General features: G+C 66.5%; 10 protein-coding genes. 6 read left to right on the top strand and 4 right to left on the bottom strand.

Annotated elements, in window-relative coordinates:
- Positions 1-83 precede the first annotated feature (83 nt).
- Positions 84-3,074 carry a dipeptide ABC transporter ATP-binding protein gene (locus J0X27_RS18115; protein WP_425491908.1) on the bottom strand — a complete coding sequence of 997 codons (2,991 nt, stop codon included), beginning with the start codon at positions 3,072-3,074 and terminating at the stop codon, positions 84-86.
- Between the two features lie 82 nt (positions 3,075-3,156).
- Between J0X27_RS18115 and J0X27_RS11890 the strand changes: the two genes are divergently transcribed.
- On the top strand, positions 3,157-3,651 hold the full coding sequence (locus tag J0X27_RS11890) for a DUF7529 family protein (protein ID WP_207269403.1): 495 nt from the start codon (positions 3,157-3,159) through the stop codon (positions 3,649-3,651).
- Positions 3,652-3,740: 89 nt separating this feature from the next.
- Here J0X27_RS11890 and J0X27_RS11885 read toward each other — a convergent pair whose 3' ends face one another.
- Positions 3,741-4,217, bottom strand: a complete 477-nt coding sequence (locus J0X27_RS11885) for a universal stress protein (protein ID WP_207269402.1) — start codon at positions 4,215-4,217, stop codon at positions 3,741-3,743.
- Between the two features lie 190 nt (positions 4,218-4,407).
- On the opposite strand from J0X27_RS11885, the gene J0X27_RS11880 reads away from it, so the two are divergent.
- A complete protein-coding gene (locus J0X27_RS11880) occupies positions 4,408-4,869 on the top strand; it encodes a DUF5799 family protein (protein ID WP_207269401.1) in 462 nt (153 codons plus the stop codon).
- A gap of 42 nt (positions 4,870-4,911) precedes the next feature.
- Here the strand turns inward: J0X27_RS11880 and J0X27_RS11875 are convergent, their stop codons facing one another.
- Positions 4,912-5,055: a DUF7557 family protein gene (locus J0X27_RS11875; RefSeq protein ID WP_207269400.1), complete on the bottom strand. Its 144-nt coding sequence runs from the start codon at positions 5,053-5,055 to the stop codon at positions 4,912-4,914.
- A gap of 229 nt (positions 5,056-5,284) precedes the next feature.
- On the opposite strand from J0X27_RS11875, the gene J0X27_RS11870 reads away from it, so the two are divergent.
- Positions 5,285-5,575, top strand: a complete 291-nt coding sequence (locus J0X27_RS11870; RefSeq protein WP_097380445.1) for a DUF7545 family protein — start codon at positions 5,285-5,287, stop codon at positions 5,573-5,575.
- A 99-nt stretch (positions 5,576-5,674) separates the two neighbouring features.
- On the opposite strand, the gene J0X27_RS11865 is transcribed toward J0X27_RS11870, so the two are convergent.
- Positions 5,675-10,057, bottom strand: a complete 4,383-nt coding sequence (locus tag J0X27_RS11865) for a DUF7282 domain-containing protein (protein WP_207269399.1) — start codon at positions 10,055-10,057, stop codon at positions 5,675-5,677.
- A gap of 496 nt (positions 10,058-10,553) precedes the next feature.
- Here J0X27_RS11865 and J0X27_RS11860 point away from each other — a divergent pair, with 496 nt between their 5' ends.
- From J0X27_RS11860 to J0X27_RS11850, 3 genes are read left to right on the top strand one after another with little or no spacing between them, the layout of a single operon-like run.
- Positions 10,554-11,144, top strand: coding sequence for a biotin transporter BioY (locus J0X27_RS11860; protein WP_207269398.1), 591 nt, complete (start codon positions 10,554-10,556; stop codon positions 11,142-11,144).
- Positions 11,145-11,157: 13 nt separating this feature from the next.
- Positions 11,158-11,862, top strand: a complete 705-nt coding sequence (locus tag J0X27_RS11855; protein WP_207269397.1) for an energy-coupling factor ABC transporter ATP-binding protein — start codon at positions 11,158-11,160, stop codon at positions 11,860-11,862.
- A 49-nt stretch (positions 11,863-11,911) separates the two neighbouring features.
- Positions 11,912-12,616 (top strand): energy-coupling factor transporter transmembrane component T family protein, encoded by a 705-nt coding sequence (locus J0X27_RS11850; RefSeq protein WP_207269396.1) that lies wholly within the window; start codon positions 11,912-11,914, stop codon positions 12,614-12,616.
- The last annotated feature ends 103 nt before the right edge of the window (positions 12,617-12,719 follow it).

Here is a 12,719-nt window from a genome sequence, read left to right as displayed (position 1 = left end):
CCGAAACTATCTCGGTGCCGTGTTGGCCGCTTACGGAGACGGTACCGGAGGACAACTGGCACAGCGGCGTGGGCTCGGTCCGTCTACTCGGCGTCGGTGAAGAGATGGCAGGCTGCCGGATGGTCTCCGTCCTCGAGTGTGGGGTTCGACCGCTCGCAGACGCTTTCGAACGTGTCCGCGAGGACGGCCGCGGCGGCGTCCCAGTCGCCGTCGTCGAGGTGGCGGTAGGACGCGTCGACGGCCTCGCGAGCCCGACCTGACAGCGGTCCGTCGAAGAACTGTGCGTCGAGGGCCGCCGCGAAGCTACTGCCGCCATCTGCGACCGCGCGGGCCACTGGTTCCTCATCGGGGGCTTTCTCCCGAGCTGCCTCGAGATCGATGTCTCGGGACTCCACGCGCTGCCGGTAGAACATGACTTCGCGGTAGCGCTCCTGTTCGATGTCGAGGTCCGCGGGTGGAATGATCGACGGACACCGCGTCCGGAAGTGACAGCCCGACGGCGGGTCGATGGGGGAGGGGACGTCACCCTTCAGGATGGTGCGGTCGTCGGTGTCCGCCAGGGGATCCGGCTCGGGAATCGCCGACAGCAACGCGTTCGTGTACGGATGTTTCGGGTCCGCGAACAGGTCGTCGGTCGCTGCGATCTCCACGATTTCGCCGAGGTACATCACGGCCACGCGATCCGAGATATGCCGGACGACCGAAAGATCGTGAGCGATGAACAGGTACGTCAACCCGAACTCCTCTTGGAGGTCCTCCAGGAGATTGATGATCTGGGCCTGGACCGACACGTCCAGTGCCGACACCGGTTCGTCGGCGACGATGAAGTCCGGATCCACCGCCAGGGCGCGAGCGATACCGACGCGCTGGCGCTGCCCGCCGGAGAGCTCGTGGGGATAGCGGCCGTACTGACTCTCGTCGAGCCCGACCTCCTCGAGGAGCTGGAAGACGCGGCGACGGAGGAGCGTGCGCTTCGAGCCCCCCGCAGACACGTCCACCTGTACGCTCGTGATGCGGCCGTCCTCGCGCGTGACGTCCGTCGTCACGTCGAGTGCGCCCTCGACGTCGACGGTAACGTCGCCGTCTGCGACCGCGACCTCCACGGGGACAACGACCTCCCCGTCGGTACTCCCGAGTAACGCGTCCACGTTGTCCGCGACGTCGACCGACACCGCATCCGCCGAGATACCCGTCGTCGAGACCGCAGCGCGCGTCACCACGTCGGGATCGGTCTCCGGGAGACCGTGTATCTTCAGCGGCTCCATGATGGTCTGCCCGACAGTCATCCGCGGATCGAGACTCGACATCGGGTCCTGGAACACCATCTGCATGTCCTTGCGCTTCTCCCGGAGCTCCGACTTCGAGAGGTCGCCGAGCTCTTCACCGGCGAACACCACCGTCCCGTCCGTCGGCGGATTGAGGTGGAGGATGGCACGACCGGCAGTCGACTTGCCACAGCCGGACTCGCCGACCAGTCCGAGCGTCTCGCCCTCGTGAACGTCGAAGCTCACGCCGTCGACGGCCTTCACGCTCGGTTTCTCGCCGAGGAATCGGTCGAGGACGCCGTCTTCCTGCTGATAGTATTTCCGCATCTCGCGGAGTTCGACGATGGGCTCGCCGACGTCGTGCTCGACCGCGGAGGCGACGCCCTCGTCGCCGTACTCGTCCTCGTCGAAGGACTCGAGTATACACTTCGAGCGGTGGTCGATGTCGTCCGGACCGTGCTGGCGGAACGGAATCTCGCCGTCGCGGCACTCGGGCTGGGCCCACGGACACCGGTCGGCGAAGTGGCAGCCGTCGGGCATGTCAATGAGGTCCGGGACGTTGCCCTCGATGGGCGTCAGACGGTCTTTCTCCTCCGTTGGGATCGACTCCAGCAGCGTGTACGTGTACGGGTGGCTCGGGTTGGTGAAGATTTCCTCGACGGGCCCCTCTTCGACGATTTCGCCGGCGTACATCACCGCGACTCGGTCGCAGGTCTCCGCGACCACGCCGAGGTCGTGGGTGATCATCAGCACCGACATCCCGAACTCCTCCTGAAGATCGTCGATGAGGTCGAGTATCTGGGCCTGGATGGTCACGTCGAGGGCGGTCGTGGGCTCGTCGGCGATGAGGAGGCTCGGCTGGCACGCGAGCGCGATCGCGATGAGGACGCGCTGGCGCATGCCACCGGAGAACTCGTGGGGATACTCTTCGAGGCGCGTTGTCGCCTCCGGGATGCCGACCTCGGTGAGGATCTCGACGACGTCCGCCATGACCTCCTCGTCGTGTTCTTTGCCACGGAACTTCGGGAGGATCTCCCGGACGGCGTTTACCCACGTGTCCCGTTTCCGTTCGCCGTACTGGTGGAGTCGCAGGGACTCCGCGACCTGTTCGCCGACGGTCACCGCGGGGTTCAGCGACGTCATCGGGTCCTGGAAGATCATCCCCATTTCGCTGCCCCGGACCTTCCGCATCGCCTCCTCGGGCGCGGCCGTCAGATCGACGACGCCCTCCTCGACCGCGGGTGGGTCGCCGTTCGAGTCGCGCTCGAGTCGGTCGCGCGCCGCCTCGTCCAGGTAAACGAACCCGTCGGCGGCGTCCTCGACCGCCTCCTCGAGGGCGTCCGCAACCGTCGACTCGTCCGTCCCGTCGTCGAGTCGATCGGCGGCGTCGCGCAGGGCCGGCGCGAGCGCCGCAGGGTCGTCGTGGTCGGTGAGGTCGGCGGCCATGCCGCGCAGTTCCGACCCGGCCGACTCCACCCCCTTGTCGATGCGGAGGTCCGCGACGAGTTCCCGAACGGCGTCCACGAGTTCGAAGGGGTAGGGAACGACGGCGTCGTCGAACTCGACTGCGAGTTCGGCGGCGAGGTTCGCGCGCCGTAAGGACACGCGCCCGGCCACGACATCGCCAGGGTCGTCCACGAGGTCCATTGCTGAGAGTGCGGTCACGCTCTTGCCAGATCCGGACTCGCCGACGAGGCCGACGGTCTCGCCCTCCTCGATCGTGAGGTCGACACCGTCGACGGCTTTCACTGCGCCACGTTTGGTATCGAACTGCGTGCGAAGTCCGGAGACGGATAGAAGATCGTTCACTGAAAGGAGTTCTTGAGTCAATAATGAAATAGTTTGCGGGATTTGGGGAACGTTTATCTCCGGTGATGCACGCGATGCAGACATGAGCGAGAACCCGACGGCTGAAACCACCAGCAACGGTCCGGCACAGTCCGGTTGGGAGTCCGTCATCGAGGACATGGCGGCGACTGCAGCGGAGTACCGCGACGACGGCTGGACGACCCTCGAACTCCATCCTGGGGACTCCGTCCTCGTCGACTCCGAGATGCGGACGGGCCTCGACGTGGTCCTCCCGGGCCCCGAGTACGAGGACCTCGAGTCACTGACCGCGGACTGCGTGTTCGCGGACGTGGACGTCTTCCGTGCCGAAGACGGCAGGATGATCTACCTGCTCGTCGTCGAGAAGGATCCCGAGAGACGGACAGCCGTGTTCGTTCCCGCCTACTACGACCCCTCCTCCGGGCAGTCGAAACTCGAGACCATCGACTCCGACGGGACGTTCACGCTGTTCTGCAGGCGATTGAACGACGACTACGTCGAGTTCGTCCACGACGACGTGGGACCGTTTCTCCCGGCAGCGCTGTCGGACGGCCAGTAGCGGTCCCACTCAGTTCCGGCGGCGTACCGCGGCCGGTCGAATCCGATTCCGGTCGAACCGGTCGGCGGAGACGGACCGGTTCGGTCTCGTCACTCGACGGCGAGTCGCGGCTCGTCGTCCCACTCGTCGATCTCGTCGGGATCGACCTGCACCGTCAGTACGGGGACCGAGGCCCGTCGGACGACCCGTTCCGTGACGCTGCCGAGCAACAGTCGATCGATTCCGCCGCGGCCGTGGGTCCCCATCACGATCAGATCGCACGCCGACGGATCGGCTTCCCGGACGATGACCTGACTCGGTGTCCCCTCGAGAACCTGGGTTTCGACCGTCACGTCGTCCGGTGCGAGTTCCTCGACGCGCCGGATCGCCGACCGACCTTCCTCGCGAAGCGCATCACTGACTCCTTCGAGGGCTGTTTCCATGGGTAGCCCGCCGTATCCGGCCGCGTTCACGACGTAGAGCGCGCGAACCGTCGCGTCGTGTCGCTCCGCGAGATCGAACGCGTACTCGAGTGCGCGCTCGACCTCCCGTGAGCCGTCGGTGGGAACGAGAATGCGGTCGTACATTATGATGTGTGGTATCATACAACAAGACACCATATGAACGTTGTTCTACCGCGAAAGAATGTCGAGCGGATTGAGGGGTTGTGGAACGCGAACGGCGGATCATCCCCTACGGACCGGTGAACGCGAGCGACAGCGTCCGCCGGCAGGGCGAGGGGAAACGCTGATACAGCCACCGATCGAACCGGGGGCCATGAGCGACAACCCGTGGACGGACCGGATCGTCGGGGAGCGAATGACCGTCGATCAGGAGTTCTCGACGCGGATCGAGTCGTCGCAGTTTTCCAACCAGCAGTGGAGCCTGATCATGACCGCCACGGAGTTCGAGATCGAGCACCCCGCCGATCCCGATCGGGCACGAATCGTGGCCAACACCGACAAGATAGACGGGATCATCCCCGAACTCGAGAACGTACAGACGGGGATGGGTGCGATGGGCGGACAGGGGGACGGCGGTGGCTCGAGTTCGTCGGGCGGTGGCGTGTTCGACTCTATCATGGGTGCACTCGGCATCGGCGGCAACAGCGGTCCGTCGGAGAGAGAACAACGCGAGGCGGCCGAGCGGCTCACACAGGAGTACGCCGACGAACTCCAGTCCCACCTGGAATCGAAGGGGAAGTGGGAGACGATCCGGCGCACGGCTGGCGACGAGTAAGCCGCCGCCAGTCAGTCGGAGACCGACCGGCCGGCGCGCTCCTCAGTCCCCGGCGTGAAAGAGCGTGTACTCGCTCGTTTCGTAGATGTTGATGAGTTCGTTGATGAGTTCGTCGTCGGATTCATCGTCGACACGCAGTGCATCCAGCCGTTCGAGCGTCTCTTCCTCGAGTTCGACGGATGGCATAGTCGAGCGTTCGTCGTCGACGAGCAAAAACGCCACGGGAGCCGACGTCTCATACGGTTTGCTGTACCGATTTACCGGTGGGACCGCAGGGCGGTCTCGGTCCCACCGGCGATGACGGACAGTAGACCGTATCACGCCAGTTTGGCGTCGCCTGGCCCCCGACGCGGTCCCCCCCACAGCTCCGGTGCAAGCCACAGCATCTTTACGGAGGGTTCCCGACCGTAGAAGTATGACAGACGAAGTCCAGACGACGACCTTCTCGATCAGTTCCGAAGACGGCGAGACCGACGAAGTGACGGTTCCATCCGGCCTCATCGACCTCGTCGCCGAGGGCGATCAGACCGACACCGAAACGGTCGGCGACGTCGTGTTGCTCTCCTTTGCCAGCCGCGCCCACCACATCGTCCACCACGGCGAGGACGCTGACGAGGAACTCGAGGCTCAGGAGGCCCGCGTGATGGATCTCTTCGAGGAACGGTTCGGCGTCACGTTCGGCGAAGCGACCGGCCACCAGCACTGACGGCCGCGACACGCTTCGGCGCTCGAGTAGCCACCTACACCGAGCGATCGTAGCGAACGGGTCAACGAGAGAACGGCGACTCGAGAGCGTCAGCAACGGCTATCCGTCACCGCCACCGGGCGCTGTCTCGGTCGGCGCGGACGCAGTGGCTTCGCCGAGTGATCCCGATTCGTCGGGGGCGTCCGATTCTGCAGGCAGCCCAGGTTCCGCCGGCGGCCCCGGCTCGTCGGGTGGACCCGGTTCTGCGGGCGGTCCAGGTTCCGCCGGTGGAGTCGCTTCGATCGTCACTGACGCCTGATCGTCGTCGGTCGTGATCGTGTGCGTCGACGCGCCCGCCGGCAACGTCGACGAGAATTCGATCTCGGCCGCGTCCCCGCCCGCGAGCGTCACGGTGGCCTCGGCGACGGGCTGCTCGTCGACGCTGTAGGCCACCGTCTGCGTTCCCTCGAGGTCGCCCCGGTTTTCGACCGTCGCAGTCACCGTCACTTCTTCACCGGGCTCCCCGCTCGTAGGCGCTGACACGTCGGCGACGGCGAACGTCGCCGGCTCACCGCTCTCCTCGACGGTGACGGTCCCCTCGGCAGTCTCGTTGTCGGTCGCGACCTCGACCGTGTACTCGCCGGGCTCGAGATCGTCCGTGTCGGTCGATAACGAGACGGCCTGGATCTCACCGGGTTCGAGGGAGATCGGTTCCGAGTCGACCGTGCGGTCGTCGACCGCAAGCGAGACGTTCTGGGTGCCCGCCTCGCCGCCGACGTTTCCGATCTCGGTTTCGACCTCGAGTTGCTCACCCTGTTCGATGGGACTCGATACGTCGGTGATCGAGACGCTGAAATTCGCGGGATCGGCCGGTTCGATATCGCCGGCGGGCGGCGTGGCCGCAGTCACCGGGTCGTCGTAGCCGTAGTTCGCGAAGTCGACTTCCCAGACGAGCCGTTCGTCGTCGCTCTCGGGCGTCCACTCGACCGTGACCGTTCCCTCGCCGGGTTCGAGTTCGCTCGGCGGTTCGTCGGTCGTCGTTCCCTCGACGAACTGACTGTTTCCGGCGATCGCCGCATCGTTCGGGTTCTCGTAGCCGAACGTCACGTCGATGCCGTCGTCGGTCGGTGTCGTTTCCTCGACCGAAAGCGACGGGAGTTCCGGACGAGCCTCCTCGTCACACGCCCTCGCCGACGGATTCGGGTAGTCGATTCCGGCGAAGGGGATCGCCTCGGGCGAACTGATACCGGAGATGTACGTGCCGAACGTGCCGTAATCGGGCACCTCGACGAGCACTTCGTCGCCGTCGGTCGTCACGTTGCGTTCCTCGCCGATCTCGAAGACGATCGTACCCGTAAACGGTGCGTCGACGTCCTCGCCGACGGTGACGTAATCTTCGATGATGGTGTTCCCGAAGCCCGCCTGATCGTAGAAACCGGTGCTCGCGGCGACCTGATCGCCCTCCTCGAGCGAGGCGGTGACCACTGCCCGCGAGCAACTCTCGAACTCGACGTCGAAGGACTCGAGTTCGCTGTCGACCGTGTACGCGACGGAGTCCGTCTCGATGGGCGTTCCGTCCTCGGCCGCGACGACGGCGACGTCCAGCGTCGCGTTCTCCTCGAGGGCTGGCTCGAGAGCCAACTCCGTCGGACCGATCGTCCGGTTGGCCGCAAACGTCTCGCTCTCGGCGAGTTGCGTGCCGTTCTCGTCGGTGACCGTGAGGGCGTACTCGACCGACGCGTTGGCCGCGGTGACGGTAATCGTCTCGCCGTCACCCGTCTGATCGGCCACCGTGAGGTTCGCCGTGGGGTCCGTGGGATCGGGTTCGACGACCGTGTACTCGATCGTGTCGGCTGCCAGCACCGCGTCGTCGGCCACGGCGCGAACGGAGACGTCGACGCTCGTGTTCGCCTCGAGTGGCGGCTCGAGGTCGAGCGTCCGTTCCGCGACCGTCTCGTTCGCTTCGAACCGTTCGCTGTCGACCCGTTCACCGTCGTACTCGGCTGCGATGACGTATGGCACGGACGCACTCGCCGCGTCGATCTCGAGGGTCTCTCCCTCGCCGTCCTGATCGTCGACCGAGAGCGTCGCCGTCGGTTCGTCGACGGGGTCGTCCGCGACGGTGTACTCGATGGAGTCGTTCGCGAGCGTCGTCCCGTCCTCGCCGACGACCGAGACGTCGACGGTCGCGTTCGCCTCGAGTGGCGGCTCGAGGTCGAGCGTGAGGTTAGTCACCCCTTCGTCGGCGTCGAACGTGTCGCTCTCGACGGCGTTCCCGTCGTACTCCGCGGTCACGGTGTACGGGACCGAGGCGTTCGCCGCCTCGACCTCGAGCGTTTCACCGTCGCCGACCTGATCCGAGACCGACAGCGTCGCCTCGGGAGCGTCGCCCGGTTCGTCCGCCACCGTTACGAACGCGCCGTCGAGTACCGGTGCCCCGCTCTCGGCGACGTACGGGACATCCTCCTCGCCACCGGAGTCGGCGTACTCGAAGGTTTCGTCGTCGTTCGTATCGTGATGGACGACGGCCACGAGCGACGTGTCCTCCGCCAGCGGTTCGTCGAATTCGACCGTGACGTTCTCGTGATCGCCCGCCTCGAGATAGCTCGAGACGCCGAGGATATCGTCGGGATCGGCGTCGACGGCGATCCCCCCATAGACGGCCACGAAGCCGCCCTCCGAGAGGGAGACGTCCTCGATCGTGACGGTCTCGCTGTCGGACTCCTGGTCACGGAAGTCGATCGAAGCCGTTCCCTCGATCCGATCGATCGTCTCGATCCGCTGGACGACTTCGACTTCGACGCGTTGGGAGATCACCGTGACGTCGTCGGTATCCTCCCGAATGGCATAGGCGGTCGCGGTGGCCGCCGTCTCCTGTGTCAACGTCTGGAGTTGCGTGATACCGATCCGTTGGGACTGGACGACTCGAGCCGTCTCCACGGTCGCGATTCGCGCCGCCGTCTGGACCTGCGTGACCGTCGCCGCCTGTGACTGGACGAGCGCGCCGCTCGCGCCGCCCTGGGCGAGGCGCTGGACCTGCGTCACGCCGACGAGTTGCGTCTGGGTCACCGCACCCGAACCGGCACCGAACGCCGCGGCCTGTACCTGCTCGAGTGACACCTCCTGGCGCTGGACCGCGCTGGTGACCGCACCCTCCGCGGCACCGATCGCAGCCGACTGAATCTGGGTGATCGAGACCGACTGCCGCTGGAGCACGCCGCCCGCGCTCCCGTCAGCGGCGGCCTGGATCTGCTCGACGGTTGCGTCCTGGCTCTGGGAAATCGAACCCGTCGCGGCACCGGAGGACGCCTCCGCGACCTGCCCGATCGAGATCCGCTGGAACTGCTCGATGCTGACCGATTGGAGCTGTTTCAGCGAGCCGCGGCTTGCACCGCGGGCAGCGGCCTGCGTCTGCTCGACCGAGACCGCCTGTTCCTGCACGAGCGCCCCCTTCGCCGCCCCGGCTGCGGCCGTCTGCACCTGTTTGATCGTCACCCGCTGGCGTTGCTCGACCTCGATGCCGTCCTCCTGCCCTCCGTCGGCTCGTTGCTCCTGTCGAACGTCGGCTCGTTGCTCCTGTTCGAGCACCGCACGCGTGCTCCCCTCGAGCGCTCCCGCCGCGGCTCCGGCCGCCGCGTGTTGGACGTGCTCGAGGGTCACCCGCTGGCGCTGTTCGACCGAAATCGCCCGATACTGCGTCAGGACGCCGTACGCCGCCCCCTGCGCGGCTTCCTGAATCGTCCCGACGGCACCGACGTCTTTCGCGCCGGCCTCGCTCGCGGCACCCGCGGCCGCGCCGCTGGTCGCGACCTGCAACTGTTCGACGGTCACGTGCTGGCTCTGGGCGATCGCGCCGTGTGCCCCACCCCAGGTCGCGCTCTGCAGCTGGGTCGCGTTCACCGACTGGGACTGCGAGAGCCCGCCGTCGGTCGCGCCGCCCACCGCGGACTGAATCTGCGTCGCGTTCACCGACTGTTTCTGGATCAACGTGCCGTGAACCGCACCTTTCGTCGCCGCCTGGACCTGCTCGGCCTCGACGGTCTGATACTGCGCGGCCGCTTCTCGCGCACCCTCGAGCGCTGCCGCCCGCTGTTCCTGGGTCACCTCGACGCCCTGTGACTGGACGAGCGCGACTCCCTCGCTGACCCCTTCCTCGAGGGCTTCCTCGTGGTCAGCCTGCACCACGGCCCGTTCGTTCCCGTCGTCAGCCGTCGCAGCGTCATCCATCCCGGTCGCAGGCGGGTCCACCGGATCGAACGCGGCGTCGGCTGCCGGCTGTGAATCGGCCTGATCCACCTGAAACGCGGCCTGTGACGGTCCTGTCCCACCCGCGGGCGAGGCCGTCCCATCGGCGGGCACGGGTTCGACGGCCGCGCCGGCACCCGCGCGATCGCCCTGCTCGGCGGTTTCGAGGCCGCCGCCGAGGACCGGCAGTGCAACGACGCTTCCGACCATCGCAGCCGCGACCAGAACGACCGCGATCGTGGTTCGACTCCAGCTCATCGGGACGGCCCTCCCGCTGTTCCCTCCGTTTCCGCTACAGTTGCCGTGGCCGGGCGTCCTCGAACCGGACGCTCGCGGACGCGCCATCCCGTCCAACGAAGCGTCGTCACGTCGTCGGCACGTTTGACACCCGGTTTCGCGACGCGATTCCCCCGATCGACAGTCCACCTACTACCGAGACGCATTTCTCCATCACGGGGTCGAAAGAGCGCATAAGACCGCCGTTCGTTTCGGTTTCCGAACCGAGACAAGCAACCATTACCCGCTTCGACCGAACTCGAGATCGGCGTGGACGGCAGGGTGGTGGCTTCCAGCCGGAGAATACGGAACACCTGATAGGAACCGTGATAGTTGCACGTTCCGAGTAGAAGCACGCTGTTTCGGACCGTTCGGAAATCGATTTCGCGAGGGACACGCCTCGAGAGGACCTGTCAATCCACTCGCCACTGTCTTCGGAAACCGAAGTGTTGATCCCGGTTTACGAGAGAGCGAGGGTATGGCAACGGAACGGAATTCGGTCGAATTGGTCGACGACACCGTCGTCCGGCAGTTCGCTCGGGCGGCGATGCTCGCGGCGCTGATGGGCGCGTCGGTACTAGTAACGATTCCGGTTCCCATCTCCGGGGCGCCGCCGATCACGCTTCAGGTGCTGTTCGTCTTCCTCGCCGGGCTCGTTCTGGGACCGGTCTGGGGGACGGCGTCGATCCTGCTGTACCTCACGGCGGGTGCCGTCGGCGTCCCGGTATTCGCCGGGATGGAGTCCGGATTCGGCATCCTGGTCGGAGACACGGCCGGCTATCTGTGGGCCTATCCGGTCGCTGCGGCCGTGACCGGCCTCGTCGTTCACCGCGGAACGACGCTGCGTGATCTCCGTACCGCCCCGCTTCCGATCGTCGTCGTCGCGCTCGGTATGGCGACGATCGTCATCTACGGCATGGGGGCTGCCTACCTGGCGTGGCTTTTCGAGCTGGCGCCCTGGGCAGCCATTACGGCCGGCGTGCTCCCGTACGTTCCCGGCGAGATCTTCAAAATGGCCGCCGCGATCGCGATCGTGAGATCCGGGCGGATCACGCCTGTCGGTGCGTGATCCCGACGAGACGATGATCGAATTTCGATCGGTTTCCTACGCGTTCGACGACGTCCCCGTTCTCGGGGAGCTCTCGCTGACGATCGACGACGGCGAGTTCGTCCTGCTCGCGGGCGCGAACGGCAGCGGGAAGACGACGCTCCTGCGTCACTGCAACGGGTTACTGACGCCCGACACTGGTCAGGTTCTCGTCGACGAGACATCCGTCGCGGACGACCTGATCGCGGCCCGCTCGAGCGTCGGCATGGTGTTCCAGCATCCTCGCGATCAGTTCGTCTCGGCGACCGTCGGCGCGGACGTCGCGTTCGGCCCCGAGAACCTCGGCCTCGAGCGTACCGAGATCGACCGCCGCGTCGAAGCCGCCCTCGAGGCCGTCAACATGGCCGGCCGCGATGACGAACGGATCGACGCCCTCTCCGGCGGCGAACAGTCCCGCGTCGCTATCGCCGGTGCGCTCGCGATGGAGCCGACGCATCTCGTTCTCGACGAACCCTTTACCGGCCTCGACGAGCCCGCGCGCCGGTCGGTCCTCGCTCGGCTCGAGGCCCTCTCGGCCGACGGGACCGGCGTCCTGCTCGCGACCCACGATCTCCGGGACGTACTTGGACTGGCCGATCGGGTGATCGCGATGCGGGACGGACAGGTCGCCGTCGACGGCCCGCCCGAAGACGCGCTCGGAGAACTCGAGGGACTCGAGGTCCGCGTTCCCGACCGATGATGGCGAGCGACGAATCAGGGGTACCCAGACGGCAAGGAGGACCGGAGCGATGCTAACGTACGAACCCGACGATACGTTCGCACACCGGGTCGATCCTCGATCCAAGCTGGCGGTCCAGATCGGGTTCGCCGCGACGGCCCTCGCACATACGTCGCCGCGGGCGCTGGTCGTCCTCTCGGCAGTGACGGCGCTCGTGATGGCCACGGCGCGGGTGTCGCTCCGTCGGACCCTCGTCGCCTATCGGATGGCACTGTTCGTCCTCGTCCTCGCGCCGCTGCTCGCGGGCGTGACGCTCGGTCCGCCCTGGTTCGATCGATCGGCCGCCGTCGCGTCGGGGCTCGCGAGCTACCGAGTCTTGCTCATCCTGCTCGTCAGCGCGGCCTACGTCCGCTCGACCCCGGTACGAGCGTCTCGAGCCGCGATCCAGCGGACGATTCCCGGGAAACCCGGCCAGCTACTGGGCCTCGGCGTCGGCCTCGTCTTCCGGTTTCTCCCCGTGGTTCGGAACGATCTCCGAACGATCCGCGAGGCGATGGCCGCGCGATTGGGGACCGAACGCGGCGCGGTCGAGCGCGCGAGCACCATCGGCATCCTCGGGCTGACCCGCGCGTTCGACCGCGCCGATCGGCTCTCACTCGCGCTCCAGGCACGGTGTTTCGCGTGGAACCCCACGCTTCCGCCGCTGGCTTTCTCTCGAGTCGATTACCCCGTCCTCGCCGTCGCCGTCGTCCTCGGACTCTCTACACTCTACTGATCGGTTCGCGACGGAGTCACCGAAGCGCTCGAGACGGGTGAACCGTCTCTCGAGAGTGCCGAAACAGCCCCCGTAAAACGGATTCGGCGGCAGCCTCGCTCAC

The sequence above is a fragment of the Natrinema longum genome, from assembly GCF_017352095.1.
GTDB classification, from domain to species: domain Archaea; phylum Halobacteriota; class Halobacteria; order Halobacteriales; family Natrialbaceae; genus Natrinema; species Natrinema longum.
This window is presented reverse-complemented; position numbering and strand designations above follow the sequence as displayed.